Source organism: Caballeronia zhejiangensis (assembly GCF_022879815.1).
GTDB lineage: Bacteria > Pseudomonadota > Gammaproteobacteria > Burkholderiales > Burkholderiaceae > Caballeronia > Caballeronia zhejiangensis.
In genome coordinates this window covers 1,974,858-1,992,338 of the sequence record NZ_CP084283.1, presented here as the reverse complement: position 1 = coordinate 1,992,338, position 17,481 = coordinate 1,974,858, and the positions used below count along the sequence as shown (strand labels likewise).

Sequence of the window (17,481 nt, the reverse complement as noted above, 5' to 3'; positions counted from 1 at the left end):
GGTTTTGCCGGCGCGATAACCCACGCCGTCACCAAGGTGACGGCGTGTTCTTTTGCGGACGCCGCTAAACTGTCGATCCGAAAGAATCGATGAAGCGTCCGTTTCATATGTCGTCCACCGTTCGTCTCCGCGTTTTCATCCTCTTTGCCGCCGGCTACTTCGTCTCGTACGTGTTCCGCGGCGTCAATCTCGGCTTCGCGCCGCTCATCACGCACGAACTCGGCTTGTCGGCCGCCGATCTCGGCCTGCTGACGGCGCTGTACTTCATCGGCTTCGCTGCCGCGCAGATTCCTGTCGGCGTACTGCTCGATCACTTCGGGCCGGCGCGTGTGACGGCCGGCATGCTCGTGTTCGCCGCGGCGGGCATTGGCGTGTTTGGGGCATCGAATAGCCTGGCAGGGCTGATGTCCGGGCGCCTGCTCATCGGCGTGGGCGTGTCGGTGTGTCTGGCGGCGGCGTTCAAGGCGTCGGCGCAGCATTTCCCGATCTGGCGCCTGCCGCTCATCAACGGATTCACGATGGCCGTCGGCGGATTGGGCGGCGTCGTCGTCGGATCGCCGCTGTCGGCGCTGCTGCAATTCGCAACGTGGCGTCAGGTGTGCTTCGGGCTCGCGGTGTTCACGCTCGTCGTCGCGGCGGCGATTGCGCTCTTCGCGCCGCGCAAGGCGGATACGCATCATCAGGCGGACATCGTCACGCAGTTCAAGGGCACGTGGCACATCATGAGAAGCGCCGCGTTCTGGAAGATCGCGTCGTTTCCGGTCGTCACGCAGGGCGTTTTCTTCGCGATGCAGTCGCTCTGGATCCGTCCCTATCTCATCGACGTGATGAATCTCACGCCCGCGCATTCGTCGGCGATCGTCTCCGTGCTCGGTTTCGCGATGATGTTCGGCTCGGTGGGCTTCGGCGCGGCGGCGCGCAGTCTGGAGCGGCGCGGCGTGTCGGTGTACGCGTTCTGCGGCGCGGGCATGGTGCTTTTCGTCGCCACGCAGTTGCTCATGGTGCTGCGCGTGCCGCTGCCGCCCGCGACGCTCATCGCCGCGTATGGCGTATTCGGCGGCACGGGCATCCTGAGTTATGCGGTCGCGGCGAAGTATTTCCCGTCGCACATGGCGGGACGCGTGAATACGACGCTCACGCTCGTCATCTTCCTGCTGATCTTCGGCTTTCAGGTCGGGGTCGGCACTATGTTGTCGCTTTGGCCTGCGGAAGCGGGGCGCTATCCGGCATCGGCGCATATTTCGGTGTGGGCGGCACTGATTGCGCTGCAAGTGGCGAGCGCGATCTGGTACATGTTGCCGGGCCGCGCGCTGCACGAACGCGAGGCGGAAGTGGAAAACGCGGCGTCGTGATCGGGGGGGGCGGGAGGCAAGCAGAGCGCTCCCAAATTTGGCAGATGTGTCAATTTAACGCTATAATTCGAAGGTTTGAGCACATCAACCCGCACCCTAGCGCCTACCTCCCACACACCGTCGTTCGCTGCGCCAGTCGGCGCGCGCCGCACGCCGCCAGTCGCCTGCTTCGTCACTGCGTTTGCCCATGCAAGCGAGCTGAACCGAACCGCGACGCGCGCCTCGCGAGCCGCCGCCACACTGCGCGAAGGAAACCCCTCGTTCTTCGAGCGACGGGAAGCCAAGCCTGAATTTCGGACAGACAGGTCGGTAACAGGGTGTTCCCCAAGGAGCTTCCCGTGTTGCCGTCATTTTCCCCCGCACTTCTCGCACTTGCCGACGGCACGGTCTTTCGTGGTCAATCGATCGGCGCGCCCGGTTCGACGATCGGCGAAGTGGTGTTCAACACCGCCATCACCGGTTATCAGGAAATCCTGACCGATCCGAGCTATGCCCGCCAGATCGTCACGCTGACCTATCCGCACATCGGCAACTACGGCGTGAACGCCGAAGACGTCGAAGCCACCAAAGTCCATGCCGCCGGCCTCATCATTCGCGACCTGCCGGTGCTCGCATCCAACTTCCGTTCCGAGCAGACGCTCTCCGACTATCTCAAGGCGCAAGGCGTCGTCGCGATCGCCGGCATCGACACGCGCAAGCTCACGCGTATCCTGCGCGAGAAGGGCGCGCAGAACGGCTGCATTCTCGCCGGTTCCGATGACGAAGCGAAAGCGCTCGAGCTCGCACGCTCGTTCCCGGGCCTCGCGGGCATGGACCTCGCGAAGGTCGTGTCGACGGACAAGCCCTACGAATGGACGCAGACCGAATGGCGTCTGGGCAGCGGCTACGGCAAGCAGGAAGCGCCGAAGTTTCGCGTCGTCGCGTTCGACTATGGCGTGAAGTACAACATCCTGCGCATGCTGGCGGAGCGCGGTTGCCACGTGACCGTGCTGCCGGCGAAATCGACCGCCGCCGATGCGCTCGCGCTCAATCCGGACGGCATCTTCCTGTCGAACGGCCCCGGCGATCCGGAGCCGTGCGATTACGCCATCGCGGCCACCAGGGAATTCATCGAGCGCGGCATTCCGACGTTCGGCATCTGCCTCGGCCATCAGATCATGGGTCTCGCCGTCGGCGCGAAGACGATGAAGATGAAGACCGGCCACCACGGCGCGAACCATCCGGTGAAGGACATGGACGACGGCCGCGTGGTCATCACGTCGCAGAACCACGGTTTCGCGGTCGATGCGTCGACGCTGCCCGCCAACGCGAAAGTCACGCACGTCTCGCTCTTCGACGGCACGCTGCAAGGCTTCGCGCTCACCGACAAGCCCGCCTTCTGCTTCCAGGGCCATCCGGAAGCGTCGCCCGGCCCGCACGACATCGCGTATCTGTTCGACCGCTTCATCAAGCTGATGGAAGCACAGAAGGTCGCAGCCTAAGAACAGAACATCGCAAATATACAGAGCACAGTTATGCCGAAGCGCACAGACATCAAGAGCATCCTCATCATCGGCGCGGGTCCGATCATCATCGGCCAGGCGTGCGAGTTCGATTATTCGGGCGCGCAAGCATGCAAGGCGCTGCGTGAGGAAGGCTACAAGGTCATCCTCGTCAACAGCAATCCGGCGACGATCATGACGGATCCGAACACGGCCGACGTCACGTATATCGAGCCGATTTCGTGGGAAGTGGTCGAACGCATCATCGCGAAAGAGCGCCCGGACGCGATCCTGCCGACCATGGGCGGACAGACCGCGCTCAACTGCGCGCTCGACCTGTTCCATCACGGCGTGCTGGAAAAGTACAAGGTCGAGCTGATCGGTGCGTCGCCGGAAGCGATCGACAAGGCGGAAGACCGCCAGAAGTTCAAGGACGCGATGACGAAGATCGGCCTCGGTTCGGCCAAGTCGGGCATCGCGCATTCGATGGAAGAAGCGCTCGCCGTGCAGCAGCAGATCGCCGAAGCGACCGGCAGCGGCGGCTATCCGACCGTGATTCGTCCGTCGTTCACGCTGGGCGGCTCGGGCGGCGGCATCGCGTACAACAAGGAAGAGTTCGAAGAGATTTGCCGTCGCGGTCTCGATCTCTCGCCGACGCGCGAACTGCTCATCGAAGAATCGCTGCTCGGCTGGAAAGAGTACGAGATGGAAGTCGTCCGCGATAAAAAGGACAACTGCATCATCGTCTGCTCGATCGAAAACCTCGACCCGATGGGCGTGCACACCGGCGATTCCATCACCGTCGCGCCGGCGCAGACGCTCACCGACAAAGAGTATCAAGTGCTGCGCAACGCGTCGCTCGCGGTGCTGCGCGAGATCGGGGTCGATACCGGCGGCTCGAACGTGCAGTTCGCGATCAACCCGAAGGACGGCCGCATGGTCGTCATCGAAATGAATCCGCGCGTGTCGCGTTCGTCGGCGCTGGCATCCAAGGCAACGGGATTCCCGATCGCCAAGGTCGCCGCGAAGCTCGCGTGCGGCTACACGCTCGACGAACTCAAGAACGAAATCACCGGCGGACAAACGCCCGCATCGTTCGAACCGACGATCGATTATGTCGTGACGAAGGTGCCGCGCTTCGCGTTCGAGAAATTCCGCGAAGCGGATTCGCGCCTGACCACGCAGATGAAGTCCGTCGGCGAAGTCATGGCAATGGGCCGCACGTTCCAGGAGTCCTTCCAGAAGGCGTTGCGCGGTCTGGAAGTCGGCGTCGACGGTCTCGATGAGAAGACCACGAGCCGCGACGAAGTCATCCGCGAAATTGGCGAGCCGGGTCCGGACCGCATCTGGTATCTCGGCGACGCCTTCCGTCTCGGCCTGACGATGGAAGAAATCTTCGAAGAGACGTCGATCGATCCGTGGTTCCTCGCGCAGATCGAACAGATCATCCTCAAGGAAAAGGCGCTCGAAGGCCGCACGCTCGCGAGCCTCACGCGTGACGAACTGCTGTATCTGAAGAAGAGCGGCTTCTCGGACCGGCGTCTGGCGAAGCTGACCGGTTCGACGCAAGCAGACGTGCGCAAGAAGCGTCACGAAATGAAGGTGTGCCCGGTGTACAAGCGCGTCGACACGTGCGCGGCCGAGTTCGCGACGAAGACCGCCTACATGTACTCGACGTACGAAGAAGAGTGCGAAGCGAATCCGACCGACAAGAAGAAGATCATGGTGCTGGGCGGCGGCCCGAACCGGATCGGGCAGGGCATCGAGTTCGACTACTGCTGCGTGCATGCCGCGCTCGCCATGCGCGAGGACGGCTATGAAACCATCATGGTCAACTGCAATCCGGAGACGGTGTCCACCGACTACGACACGTCCGACCGTCTGTACTTCGAATCGCTGACGCTCGAAGACGTGCTCGAAATCGTCGATCTGGAAAAGCCGGTCGGCGTGATCGTGCAGTACGGCGGCCAGACGCCGCTCAAGCTCGCGCTCGATCTGGAAGCGAACGGCGTGCCGATCATCGGCACGTCGCCGGACATGATCGACGCCGCCGAAGACCGCGAGCGCTTCCAGAAGCTGCTCAAGGATCTCGATCTGCGTCAGCCGCCGAATCGCACCGCTCGCGCCGAAGACGAAGCGCTGAAGCTCGCGGAGGAAATCGGTTATCCGCTGGTCGTGCGTCCGTCGTACGTGCTCGGCGGCCGCGCGATGGAAATCGTCCACGAGCCGCGCGACCTCGAGCGCTACATGCGCGAAGCCGTGAAGGTGTCGAACGATTCGCCGGTGCTGCTCGACCGCTTCCTGAACGACGCGATCGAATGCGACGTCGACTGCATCTCCGATGGCGACGACGTGTTCATCGGCGGCGTGATGGAGCACATCGAACAGGCGGGCGTGCACTCGGGCGACTCGGCTTGCTCGCTGCCGCCGTATTCGCTGTCGCAGGAAACCGTCGACGAACTGAAGCGGCAAACCGCCGCAATGGCGAAGGCACTGAACGTCATCGGCCTGATGAACGTGCAGTTCGCGATTCAGCAAGTCCCGCAAGACGACGGCTCCAAGAAGGACATCATCTACGTGCTGGAAGTGAATCCGCGCGCATCGCGCACGGTGCCGTACGTGTCGAAGGCAACCGGTTTGCCGCTCGCCAAGATCGCCGCTCGCGCGATGGTCGGCCAGAAGCTCAAGGCACAAGGCGTGACGAAGGAAGTCATTCCGCCGTACTTCAGCGTGAAGGAAGCGGTGTTCCCGTTCGTGAAGTTCCCGGCGGTCGATCCGGTGCTCGGACCCGAAATGCGCTCGACCGGCGAAGTGATGGGCGTGGGCCGCACGTTCGGCGAAGCACTCTTCAAGTCGCAGCTCGCGGCGGGCTCGCGTCTGCCGGAATCGGGCACGGTGCTTCTGACCGTGATGGACGCCGACAAGCCGAAGGCCGTCGAAGTCGCGCAGATGCTGCACGAGCTCGGCTATCCGATCGTCGCGACCAAGGGCACGGCCGCGGCCATCGCGGCGGCAGGCGTGCCGGTGAAGGTCGTCAACAAGGTGAAAGACGGCCGTCCGCACATCGTCGACATGATCAAGAACGGCGAGATCGCGCTCGTCTTCACGACCGTCGACGAAACGCGCGCCGCCATCGCCGATTCGCGCTCGATCCGCATGAGCGCGCAGGCCAACAAGGTCACGTACTACACGACGATGTCGGGAGCGCGCGCGGCGGTCGAAGGGTTGAGGTATCTCCGAGATTTGGAAGTCTATGATTTACAAGGCTTGCATGCTCGCCTAAACTAAGGCTTCGATTACTGGTCTAAGTATCACGAGCCGCGGTTAAGCGGCGTCTCCTGCTCTGTGGGAGATGCGCTTAACCGCGGTAATTTTTTTGACGAAATTGTTTGTGAGTGGTCTATGAGCACGATTCCTTTGACGAAGCGCGGCGCGGAGTTGCTGCGCGACGAATTGCAACGCCTGAAGGCCGTGGAGCGTCCGGCGGTCATCAACGCGATCGCGGAGGCGCGCGCGCAAGGCGACTTGTCGGAAAACGCGGAATACGACGCCGCGAAGGAAAAGCAGGGGTTCATCGAGGGCCGCATCGCGGAAATCGAGTCGAAGCTGGCCGCCGCGCAAGTGATCGATCCGACGCAGGTCGAAGCGGAAGGTCGCGTGGTGTTCGGCGCGACCGTCGAACTCGAGGACCTGGAATCGGGCGACATGGTGACGTATCAGATCGTCGGCGATGACGAAGCCGACATCGATCACGGCCTCATCTCCGTGAGCTCGCCGATCGCGCGCGCGCTGATCGCGAAGTCGGAAGGCGACGTGGCATCGGTGCAGGCGCCGAGCGGCGCACGCGAATACGAGATCATCGCGGTTCGCTACGTCTGATGGAGCACCGGCTCTTTCGCACCATCAGCATGGTCTGGGTCGGCAGTCTGCTGACCCTCGGCCTGGTCGCTGCGCCCGTGCTCTTTTCGATGCTCGACCGCACGTCGGCGGGCTCGGTGGCGGCGCAGCTCTTCCGCATCGAGGCGATCATCGGCGTGATCAGCGCGCTGGTGCTGATCCTCATCGGCAATCGCTTCGTGAAAAGCGGCATCGTCGATTACAAACGCGTGCGGTGGATCGTCGCGGTGATGCTCGTGTGCGTGCTGGTCGGCTATTTCGCCTTGCAGCCGTTCATGAACTCGCTGCGAATGGCGGCGCAGGAAGCGGGCACCGATCTCGCGAGCTCGCCGTATGCGAAGGAGTTCGGCATTCTGCACGGCCTATCCAGCGCGATCTATCTGATCGAATGCCTGTTCGGCATTGCGCTGGTGTGGCGCTTGCCGGGCGCGGCGCCCGTCAAGATCGTGCCGAAGGGGAAATCCGCCAAGGTGGCGGCGAAAAGAGCGCGGAGCTGAATCGCGCTTGCTCGGGACGGCGCGTGCGTTTCATTGGAAATGCACACGCCGTTCGATCATTTGACCGTCTGATGCTGGCGCTTCGAACTGGTCTGACGTTTCTTCGCGCGCTTCACGTTGCCGCCGGCGGTCACACGTTCGTTGCCCAATACCTTCAGCGTCTGCTTTTTGGGTTTCTTGAACGCGGGCGCATCGCGGGTGATTTTCACTGCCTTCACCGTGCGCGGCGCGCGGCCCTTCGTCTCGCGTTCGGCGGCTTCGCCTGCGCTCGGAGGCATCGTGCTGCGCGTGCGGGTGGCGCGGGTTTTCGGAGCGGCGCCTTCGGGTCTCCAGATCACGAGCAGCTTGCCGATATGCTGAATAGGCGCGGCGTTCAGGCGATCGCAGATTTCGTCGTAGATTTCGACGCGTGCTTCGCGTTCGTCGCCGAATACGCGGACCTTGATGAGCTGATGCGCTTCGAGGTGGACGTTGATTTCCTTCAGCACGGCATCGGTCAGACCCTCCGCGCCGACGAGCACGACGGGCTTGAGCGCATGGGCCTGGGAGCGCAGATCGGCGCGTTCGGCGGGGGAGAGTTTAAGAGCTGGCATGAGAAATTTCGGACTCGACTAAAATGTGGGCGGCGTGAGGTAGATTCGCGAGGCGGTTTGAACACGCTGCAGCGAAAGCGCACGGCTTCGTGCCGGATCTTCGGCGCATCGGTCGCGCCACCGCCCACCAGAAACAGAACAGGCCGGATGCACGGGTTTTCGGAGCGCGAGCGCGCCGAGGACCGGTCCGGCCGACAAGACGCGTATTATCCGCTAAAAGCCTCGCACGATGCAGCAAAATACGCACCGGGCGTGCTGTCAGCGCGCCACATGAGCTCAGTTTGAATGGCAAAGAACCGTTTTAATCATTCGTGGTTGCATGACCACATCAACGATCCCTACGTAAAGATGGCGCAGCGCGAGGGCTATCGCGCGCGCGCCGCATACAAGCTGAAGGAGATCGACGAGCAGGACAAACTCATCAAGCCGGGTCAGGTCATCGTCGATCTCGGCTCGACGCCCGGCTCCTGGAGCCAGTACGCGCGCAACAAACTCGCGCAGGGCGCGAAGCGCGATGCCGAGCGCCAGGGCGGCATCGACGGCACGATCATCGCGCTGGATATTCTGCCGATGGAGCCGATTTCGGACGTCACGTTCATCCAGGGCGACTTTCGCGAGGACGAAGTGCTTGCGCAACTCGATGAAATCGTCGGCGAGCGTCAGGTGGACCTTGTAATCTCCGACATGGCCCCCAACCTCTCAGGCGTGGCGAGTGCGGATGCCGCGCGCATCGAGCATCTATGCGATCTGGCGCTGGAGTTCGCGCAGAACCATCTGAAACCGGAGGGTGCGCTGCTGGTCAAATGTTTTCACGGCAGCGGATACAGCCAGATCGTTGAGAAGTTCAAGCAACAGTTCAAGGTGGTTGCGCCACGCAAGCCGAAAGCTTCTCGCGACAAATCGTCGGAGACTTTTATTCTCGGGCGGCGGCTCAAGCAACCGAACTGAACGGCCCGCTCGAGCGATTCGGCGAATTACGGCGATATTTTCGCGGAATATGCCGAAAAAAACCTCTCTGCCGCTATTTGTGCGGTAGTTAAACCTTATGGCAGGGGTTAGCGGTCTGGATTAGAATGCTTTGGTGGCGTCGCAAGGTTTATGTAGGCGCCCGTCTATGAGTGAGGAGTGGTGCTTTGAACAACAATATGTTCTCTAAAGCGGCAGTGTGGCTCGTGATCGCACTGGTGCTGTTTACGGTGTTCAAGCAGTTCGATAAGCCCCGCGTCCAGGAAGGTGTGTCCTATTCGCAGTTCATGGACGACGCGAAGAACGGCAAAGTCAAGAACGTCACCGTTCAGGGCCGCAATCTGACGGTCACTCCGAACGACGGCCAGAAGTACCAGATCGTGTCGCCCGGCGACATATGGATGGTCGGCGACTTGATGAAATACGGCGTTCAGGTCAGCGGCAAGGCTGACGATGAACCGAATGCGCTCGTCTCCGCGCTGTACTACCTCGGACCTACGATCCTGATCATCGGCTTCTGGTTCTACATGATGAGGCAGATGCAGGGAGGCGGCAAAGGCGGGGCGTTTTCGTTCGGCAAGTCGCGAGCGCGGCTGATCGACGAAAACAACAACGCAATCAATTTCACCGACGTCGCGGGTTGCGACGAAGCCAAGGAAGAAGTCTCGGAACTCGTGGACTTCCTGCGCGACCCGCAGAAATTCCAAAAGCTCGGCGGACGCATTCCGCGCGGCGTGCTGCTGGTCGGCCCGCCGGGAACCGGTAAGACGCTGCTGGCGCGCGCCATCGCGGGCGAAGCGAAAGTGCCGTTCTTCAGCATTTCGGGTTCGGACTTCGTCGAAATGTTCGTCGGCGTGGGCGCGGCTCGTGTGCGCGACATGTTCGAGCAGGCGAAGAAGCATGCGCCGTGTATCGTGTTCATCGACGAAATCGACGCGGTCGGCCGTCATCGCGGCGCCGGCATGGGCGGCGGCAACGACGAGCGCGAGCAGACGCTGAACCAGATGCTCGTCGAGATGGACGGCTTCGAGGCGAATTCCGGTGTGATCGTGATCGCGGCGACGAACCGTTCGGACGTGCTGGACAAGGCGCTGCTCCGTCCGGGCCGTTTCGACCGTCAGGTCTATGTCGGTCTGCCGGATATCCGCGGCCGCGAGCACATCATGAAGGTGCACCTGCGCAAGGTGCCTATCGCGAACGATGTCGATGCATCGGTCATCGCGCGCGGCACGCCGGGTTTCTCGGGCGCCGATCTCGCGAATCTCGTGAACGAGGCTGCGCTGTTCGCGGCGCGTCGCGGCAAGCGCATCGTCGAGATGCAGGATTTCGAGGACGCGAAGGACAAGATCTTCATGGGTCCGGAGCGCAAATCGGCTGTGATGCGCGAAGAAGAGCGTCGCAATACGGCATACCACGAGTCGGGTCACGCGGTGGTTGCGAAGCTGCTTCCGCATGCCGATCCGGTGCACAAGGTCACGATCATGCCGCGCGGCTGGGCGCTGGGCGTTACGTGGCAGTTGCCCGAGCATGACCGCGTGAACCTGTATCGCGACAAGATGCTGGAGGAAATCGCGATCCTGTTCGGTGGCCGCGCAGCGGAAGAAGTGTTCCTGAATTCGATGTCGACCGGTGCGTCGAACGACTTCGAGCGCGCAACGAAGATGGCGCGCGACATGGTGACGCGCTACGGCATGTCCGACGTGCTCGGCACGATGGTCTACGTCGATACGGAAGACAACGGCATGTTCGGCAAGATGGGCGCGAAGTCGGTGTCCGAAGCCACGCAGCAGAAGGTCGATGCGGAAATCCGCCGCATCCTCGACGAGCAATATGCGCTCGCCCGGAAGCTGCTGGAAGACAACCGCGACAAGGTCGAAGCGATGACCAAGGCGCTGCTCGAATGGGAAACCATCGACGCGGACCAGATTGGCGACATCATGTCGGATCGTCCGCCGCGTCCGCCGAAGAACATGCCGCCGCCGTCCGGCGACACGCCATCCGGTGGTAGCAGCGGCACCGAGGTCAAACCGGGCAACGCGCCGGCAACGGCCTGAGTTTCCTGCATGAGTTCATGGGCCGGTGTGCATAGCACGCCGGCCCATTTTCACTTTATGGCGTCCGTTTTTAATCAGGTGCTGAACGCGGCGCCGTCTCCGTCCCTCCGTTCCGTTCTATCCGCTTGGCCACTTCAACCCCATCCCCGATTTCAGCCGCGCCGCTCCAATGCGGACGCTTCACGCTGACCTTCGACCGCCCGCTCGTCATGGGCATTCTCAACGTTACGCCGGACTCGTTCTCCGATGGCGGCCGCTTCATTTCGCGCGACGCCGCACTGGCTCGCGCGGAGCAGATGCTCGCCGACGGCGCCGACATGATCGATATCGGCGGTGAATCCACGCGTCCCGGCGCGCCGCCCGTGCCGCTCGACGAGGAACTCGAGCGCGTGGTCCCGATAGTCGAGGCATTGCGCGCCGTTCGAGTGCCGCTTTCCGTCGACACGTACAAACCAGCCGTGATGCGCGCCGCGCTCGACGCCGGCGCGGACATGATCAACGACATCTGGGGCTTGCGTCAGGACGGCGTGATCGACGCCGTTAAGGGCAGCAACTGCGGACTTTGCGTGATGCACATGCTCGGCGAGCCGCGCACGATGCAGCTTCACGAGCCGGTGTACGAAGACGTCGTCGCCGACGTGCGCGCGTTCTTCGCGGAGCGCGTCGCCGCGCTCGGGCGCGCGGGCATTGCGACAGAGCGCATCAGTCTCGATCCGGGTTACGGCTTCGGCAAGACGGTCGAGCATAATTACGCGTTGCTCGCGCATCTCACGGACACGTCGCCCGCCGGGACGAACTTTCCGTTGCTCGCGGGCATGTCGCGCAAGTCGATGCTTGGCGCCGTCACCGGACGCGGCGCGGGCGAGCGGCTCGCGGCAAGCGTCGCCGCGGCGGTGTGCGCGGCAGAGCGGGGCGCGGCCATCATCCGCGTCCACGATGTCGCCGAAACCGTCGATGCGCTGAAAGTCTGGCAGGCAACAAAGAATGCTGCCGGGAATGGGCATTATTGACACTGGCCTCATTCATCAGCAATTTGGGCGCAGGCGCGCGCCGATAGAACTCATTAACTAAAATCGTGGACCGATACGATGCGCCGAACGGTCGCGAGGAGGGTCAAGCAACAATGGCACGTCAATATTTTGGAACCGACGGCATCCGCGGCCGCGTAGGCGTCGCGCCGATCACGCCGGATTTCGTACTCAAGCTCGGCTACGCGGCCGGAAAGGTGCTTGCGGGCGCCGACCGCGCACAGCAAAAGAAGGGCAATCGTCCGACGGTATTGATCGGCAAGGACACGCGCGTGTCGGGCTACATGCTCGAAGCCGCGCTGGAATCCGGCTTTTCGGCGGCGGGTGTCGACGTGATGCTGGCCGGCCCGATGCCGACGCCTGGCGTCGCCTATCTGACGCGGGCACTGCGGCTGTCGGCGGGCGTCGTGATCAGCGCGTCGCACAATCCGTACGACGACAACGGCATCAAATTTTTCTCGGCCGACGGCAACAAGCTGCCCGACGAAGTCGAACTGGAAATCGAGCGCCAGCTCGAGCAGCCGATGGAATGCGCGCCTTCCGAGCGCCTCGGTAAAGCCCGACGTCTGGATGATGCAGGCGGACGCTACATCGAATTCTGCAAGAGCACCTTTCCCGCGAGTTTCGACTTGCGCGGTCTGAAGCTCGTCGTCGATTGCGCGCACGGCGCCGCATATGACGTCGCGCCGCACGTTTTCCATGAACTCGGCGCGGAAGTCGTGTCGATCGGCGTGTCGCCGAACGGCTTCAACATCAACGACGGCGTCGGCGCGACCGCCCCGGACGCGCTCGTGCGCGCGGTGGTCGAGCACAAGGCGGATATTGGCATCGCGCTCGACGGCGACGCGGACCGTCTGCAGGTCGTCGATTCGTCCGGCCGTCTCTATAACGGCGACGAATTGCTCTACGTGCTGGTCAAGGATCGCATCGCGACCGATGGCAAGGTGGAAGGCGCAGTCGGCACGCTGATGACCAACATGGCCGTCGAGGTGGCGCTGAAGGAGGCGGGCGTGCAGTTCGTGCGCGCAGCGGTCGGCGACCGCTACGTCCTCGAAAAATTGCGCGAGAACGGCTGGCTGCTGGGCGCGGAAGGCTCGGGCCACATTCTTTCGCTGGACCGTCACTCGACCGGCGACGGCATCGTCTCGGCGCTCCTCGTGCTAGCAGCGATCCAGCGCAGCGGCAAGTCGCTCGCCGATCTGCTTCGCGGCGTCAGCCTGTTCCCGCAAAAGCTCATCAACGTGCGGATGAGCGCGGGCGCGGACTGGAAAGGCAGCGCCGCGATTCGCCGCGCGGTCGAGCAAGCCGAGCAATCCCTCCAATCGCACGGCCGCGTCTTGATTCGCGCGTCGGGAACCGAACCGGTCTTGCGCGTGATGGTGGAAGCATCGGCGCAACAGGACGCGGTTCGATACGCGGAAACGATTGCGCAGGTCGTAAAGGACGCGACTTCGTAGGCGTTCACTGAAGTTCATCGCGTTTCGCTAAAAGCGGGCTTCGGCCCGTTTTTTTATTTGCGCCACCGGCTTGACGGATCGGCTGTGATCAAACTTTCAGCGCGTAAGCGCATTGACATCCTGGCTTCACGATTAGTCATATTACTGTCACAGACTCCTCCTATATTGCGCGGTGTCGTCTACACGCTCACGCGACACACGCTCACTACTGGAGATTAAGAATGAAATTGATGCAAACCGCGCTGGCCGGCCTGATTGGTGCAGTGTTCGCCATCTCCGCTCAAGCAGCCGACATCACCGGCGCGGGTTCCACCTTTGCAGCGCCGATCTACACGAAGTGGGCGGACGCCTACCAGAAAACGGGCGGCGGCAAGGTGAACTACCAAGGCATCGGCTCGTCGGGCGGTATCAAGCAAATCATCGCGAAGACCGTGGATTTCGCGGGCTCGGACGCTCCGTTGAAAGACGACGAACTCGCGAAGAACGGCCTGTTCCAGTTCCCGACGGTCGTCGGCGGCGTGGTGCCGGTCATCAACGTGCCGGGCGTGAAGGCTGGCGAAGTGACGCTATCGGGCCAGGTGCTCGGCGACATCTACCTCGGCAAGATCAAGAAGTGGAACGACCCGGAAATCGCCGCGCTGAACCCGAAGGTCAAGCTGCCGGATACGGACATCGCGGTCGTGCGCCGCGCCGACGGCTCCGGCACGAGCTTCATCTGGACGAACTATCTGTCGAAGGTGAACACCGAGTGGAAGTCGAAGGTCGGCGAAGGTTCGACGGTCAACTGGCCGACGGGCACGGGCGGCAAGGGCAACGACGGCGTCGCGGCATTCGTGCAGCGTCTGCCGGGCGCGATCGGCTACGTCGAATGGGCGTACGCGAAGCAGAACAAGATGACCTACGTCGGCATGAAGAATTCGGCCGGCACGGTCGTCGAGCCGAAGACCGACACGTTCAAGGCAGCGGCAGCGGGCGCGGACTGGTCGAAGTCGTTCTATCAGATCCTGACGGACGAGCCGGGCAAGAACGCATGGCCGATCGTCGGCGCGACCTTCGTGCTGCTGCACGCGACGCAAGAGAAGCCGGCGCAGGGCACGGAAACGCTGAAATTCTTCGACTGGGCGTTCAAGAACGGCGGCCAGGCTGCGAACGATCTCGACTATATCTCGCTGCCGGATTCGGTCGTCGCCGAAATCAAGACGCAATGGAAGGCGAAGGTCAAGGACGCATCGGGCAAGGCGGTCGCGGAATAAGGGAAGCAAGCAGTCGTTTGAAACTGTCCTAAGCTTCTGATTCGCGGGACAGCAACGCAGCAAGGAAGCCGCGCGGCGAGCCAACGTTCGCCGCGCGGTCTGACACGTAGCGAAACCAAGGCTCCCATGTCGGACATCAACCTATCGTCGGCGGTGCCGGCGGCGCATACGCAGCGCGCGCCGAGCCGCATCGGCGACATCATTTTCGGCGGCGTGACGCGGCTTGCGGCTGTCATCACGCTGCTCCTGCTCGGCGGCATCATCGTTTCGCTGATCATCGCGTCGATGCCGACCATTCAGAAATTCGGCCTCTCGTTCCTCTGGCGTTCGGAATGGGATCCGCCCAGCGACTCGTTCGGGGCGCTCGTGCCGATCTACGGCACGATTGCGACGTCGATCATCGCGCTCATCATCGCGGTGCCGGTGAGCTTCGGCATCGCGCTCTTTCTGACCGAACTGTCGCCCGCGTGGCTGCGCCGTCCGCTCGGCGTCGCGATCGAACTTCTCGCGGCGATTCCGTCGATCGTCTACGGCATGTGGGGCCTGCTCGTGTTCGCGCCGATCTTCGCGCAATACTTCGAAAAGCCCCTCGGCAAGCTGCTCGGCGACGTGCCCCTGATCGGCATCTTCTTTCAAGGCGCGCCGATCGGCATCGGCATTCTGTGCGCCGGCGTGATTCTCGCGATCATGATCATTCCGTACATCGCATCCGTGATGCGCGACGTGTTCGAAGTAACGCCCGTGCTGCTGAAGGAATCGGCATACGGCATCGGCTGCACGACGTGGGAAGTCATGTGGAAGATCGTGCTGCCCTATACGCGCGCCGGCGTGATCGGCGGCGTCATGCTCGGCCTCGGCCGCGCGCTCGGCGAGACGATGGCTGTGACGTTCGTCATCGGCAATACGAACCTGCTCGACAACGTGTCGCTCTTCTCGCCCGGCAACAGCATCACCTCGGCGCTCGCGAACGAATTCGCGGAAGCGAGTCCGGGCCTGCATACGTCGGCGTTGATGGAGCTCGGTCTGATTCTTTTCGTCATCACGTTCTTCGTGCTCGCGCTCTCGAAGCTGATGCTTCTGCGCATGGAACGCGGGGAGGGCCGTAAATAATGAGCCGTCCCGTTACGTTCAACCAGGATTCGAGCCGCGTGGAAGCCACGCGTCAGAAGCTGCAGCGCCGCCGCCGCGGCACGAACGCGGTTGCGCTGACGCTCTCGCTCGCCGCGATGGCCTTCGGCCTCATCTGGCTCGTGTGGATTCTCTTCACGACGCTCAGGCTCGGCATCGGCGGGTTGTCGGTCGATCTGTTCACGCAATCGACGCCGCCGCCGAACACCGATGGCGGCGGTCTCGCCAACGCGATCGTCGGCTCGCTGATGCTCGTCGTGCTCGCAACGTTCGTCGGCACGCCGCTCGGCATTCTCGCGGGCGTCTACCTCGCGGAGTACGGCCAGAAGCGCTGGCTCGCGAGCGTCACGCGCTTCATCAACGACATCTTGCTGTCGGCGCCTTCGATCGTCGTCGGTCTCTTCGTGTATGCGATCGTCGTCGCGAAGATGGGCCGCTTCTCGGGCTGGGCCGGCGTGATCGCGTTGGCGCTGCTGCAGATTCCGATCGTGATCCGCACGACGGAAAACATGCTGAAGCTCGTGCCGAACGCATTGCGCGAAGCCGCGTTCGCACTCGGTACGCCCAAGTGGAAGATGGTGATGTCGATCACGCTGAAGGCGTCGGTGGGCGGCATCGTGACGGGCGTGTTGCTGGCGGTCGCGCGTATCGCCGGCGAAACCGCGCCGCTGCTTTTCACGGCGCTGTCGAATCAATTTTTCTCGTGGGACATGAACCAGCCGGTGGCCAATCTGCCGGTGACGATCTACAAGTTCGCGATGAGTCCGTTCCCGCAGTGGCAATCGCTCGCGTGGGCCGGTGTGTTCCTGATTACGCTCGGCGTGCTGGGTCTGAATATCCTGGCGCGCGCGATCTTCTCGAAGAAATAAGGGTGGAGTGATTCCATGAACATGGTCGAAAGCGGTGTCAACCACCAGGAAAAGCAGATCGAGCGCGGCCCGGTGCCGGGCAGCGTGCGCCCGACGCACAGTTCGCAGCCTGCCGATTCCATCAAGCCGAAGATCGAGGTGAACAACCTCAACTTCTTCTACAACAAGTATCACGCGCTGAAGAACATCAACCTGCGCATTCCCGAGAAGAAAGTGACGGCGTTCATCGGTCCGTCGGGCTGCGGCAAGTCCACGCTTCTGCGCACGTTCAACAAGATGTATGCGCTTTATCCGGAGCAGCGCGCCGAAGGCGAAATCCTGATGGACGGCACGAATCTGCTCGACACGACGAAGGATATTTCGCTCCTGCGCGCGCGCGTGGGCATGGTGTTCCAGAAGCCGACGCCGTTCCCGATGTCGATCTACGACAACATCGCGTTCGGCGTGAAGATGTTCGAGCAACTGTCGCGCTCGGAAATGGATGACCGCGTCGAATGGGCGCTCACGAAAGCCGCGCTCTGGACCGAAGTAAAGGACAAGTTGCAGCAAAGCGGCTACGGTCTGTCGGGTGGCCAGCAGCAGCGTCTGTGCATCGCGCGCGGCATCGCGATTCGTCCGGAAGTGCTGCTGCTGGACGAACCTTGCTCGGCGCTCGACCCGATTTCGACGGGCCGTATCGAAGAGCTGATCGCCGAACTGAAAAGCGATTACACGGTCGTCATCGTCACGCACAACATGCAGCAGGCGGCGCGTTGTTCGGACTACACTGCCTATATGTATCTCGGTGAATTGATCGAGTTCGGCGACACCGAAAAGATCTTCATCAAGCCGGCCCGCAAGGAAACGGAAGACTACATCACGGGCCGCTTCGGCTGATCGTCAGCCAGGTGAAACAGAAGGCTTAAG

Annotated in this window: 14 protein-coding genes; 13 read left to right on the top strand and 1 reads right to left on the bottom strand. The window is 62.4% G+C overall.

The annotated features are described in order from the left end of the window. The first annotated feature begins 89 nt into the window (after positions 1 to 89). From LDZ23_RS09530 to LDZ23_RS09510, 5 genes are all read left to right on the top strand, one after another. Positions 90 to 1,352, top strand: coding sequence for an MFS transporter (locus LDZ23_RS09530; protein ID WP_420912058.1), 1,263 nt, complete (start codon positions 90 to 92; stop codon positions 1,350 to 1,352). Between the two features lie 338 nt (positions 1,353 to 1,690). Continuing rightward, positions 1,691 to 2,833 carry a glutamine-hydrolyzing carbamoyl-phosphate synthase small subunit gene (gene carA, locus LDZ23_RS09525; RefSeq protein ID WP_244807469.1) on the top strand — a complete coding sequence of 381 codons (1,143 nt, stop codon included), beginning with the start codon at positions 1,691 to 1,693 and terminating at the stop codon, positions 2,831 to 2,833. A 33-nt stretch (positions 2,834 to 2,866) separates the two neighbouring features. Further along, positions 2,867 to 6,121, top strand: coding sequence for a carbamoyl-phosphate synthase large subunit (gene carB, locus LDZ23_RS09520; protein WP_244807468.1), 3,255 nt, complete (start codon positions 2,867 to 2,869; stop codon positions 6,119 to 6,121). Between the two features lie 114 nt (positions 6,122 to 6,235). After that, complete coding sequence (greA, locus tag LDZ23_RS09515) at positions 6,236 to 6,712, top strand: transcription elongation factor GreA (RefSeq protein ID WP_008342047.1); 477 nt, start codon at positions 6,236 to 6,238, stop codon at positions 6,710 to 6,712. Continuing rightward, on the top strand, positions 6,712 to 7,227 hold the full coding sequence (locus LDZ23_RS09510) for a DUF4149 domain-containing protein (protein WP_008342046.1): 516 nt from the start codon (positions 6,712 to 6,714) through the stop codon (positions 7,225 to 7,227). Before greA ends, LDZ23_RS09510 begins: the two co-directional genes overlap by 1 nt. A gap of 56 nt (positions 7,228 to 7,283) precedes the next feature. Here LDZ23_RS09510 and LDZ23_RS09505 read toward each other — a convergent pair whose 3' ends face one another. After that, positions 7,284 to 7,820: a YhbY family RNA-binding protein gene (locus LDZ23_RS09505; protein ID WP_175980371.1), complete on the bottom strand. Its 537-nt coding sequence runs from the start codon at positions 7,818 to 7,820 to the stop codon at positions 7,284 to 7,286. A 285-nt stretch (positions 7,821 to 8,105) separates the two neighbouring features. On the opposite strand from LDZ23_RS09505, the gene LDZ23_RS09500 reads away from it, so the two are divergent. The 8 genes from LDZ23_RS09500 to pstB all read left to right on the top strand — a co-directional run bounded on the left by LDZ23_RS09500 (position 8,106) and on the right by pstB (position 17,451). Beyond that, positions 8,106 to 8,768, top strand: coding sequence for an RlmE family RNA methyltransferase (locus LDZ23_RS09500; protein ID WP_008342044.1), 663 nt, complete (start codon positions 8,106 to 8,108; stop codon positions 8,766 to 8,768). Positions 8,769 to 8,953: 185 nt separating this feature from the next. Continuing rightward, the gene (gene ftsH, locus LDZ23_RS09495) at positions 8,954 to 10,840 is read left to right on the top strand and encodes an ATP-dependent zinc metalloprotease FtsH (RefSeq protein WP_008342043.1); all 1,887 of its coding nucleotides are present in this window, start codon (positions 8,954 to 8,956) and stop codon (positions 10,838 to 10,840) included. A gap of 209 nt (positions 10,841 to 11,049) precedes the next feature. Next, on the top strand, positions 11,050 to 11,850 hold the full coding sequence (gene folP, locus LDZ23_RS09490) for a dihydropteroate synthase (protein ID WP_244808128.1): 801 nt from the start codon (positions 11,050 to 11,052) through the stop codon (positions 11,848 to 11,850). Between the two features lie 113 nt (positions 11,851 to 11,963). Beyond that, positions 11,964 to 13,325, top strand: a complete 1,362-nt coding sequence (gene glmM, locus LDZ23_RS09485) for a phosphoglucosamine mutase (protein ID WP_008342040.1) — start codon at positions 11,964 to 11,966, stop codon at positions 13,323 to 13,325. Positions 13,326 to 13,546: 221 nt separating this feature from the next. After that, positions 13,547 to 14,578: a phosphate ABC transporter substrate-binding protein PstS gene (pstS, locus tag LDZ23_RS09480; RefSeq protein WP_008342038.1), complete on the top strand. Its 1,032-nt coding sequence runs from the start codon at positions 13,547 to 13,549 to the stop codon at positions 14,576 to 14,578. A gap of 126 nt (positions 14,579 to 14,704) precedes the next feature. Continuing rightward, positions 14,705 to 15,688, top strand: coding sequence for a phosphate ABC transporter permease PstC (gene pstC, locus LDZ23_RS09475; protein WP_008342037.1), 984 nt, complete (start codon positions 14,705 to 14,707; stop codon positions 15,686 to 15,688). Next, the gene (gene pstA / locus LDZ23_RS09470) at positions 15,688 to 16,575 is read left to right on the top strand and encodes a phosphate ABC transporter permease PstA (protein ID WP_244807467.1); all 888 of its coding nucleotides are present in this window, start codon (positions 15,688 to 15,690) and stop codon (positions 16,573 to 16,575) included. The genes pstC and pstA overlap by 1 nt, the downstream gene beginning before the upstream one ends. Positions 16,576 to 16,590: 15 nt before the next feature. Continuing rightward, positions 16,591 to 17,451 (top strand): phosphate ABC transporter ATP-binding protein PstB, encoded by an 861-nt coding sequence (gene pstB / locus LDZ23_RS09465; RefSeq protein WP_008342032.1) that lies wholly within the window; start codon positions 16,591 to 16,593, stop codon positions 17,449 to 17,451. Positions 17,452 to 17,481 lie beyond the last annotated feature (30 nt).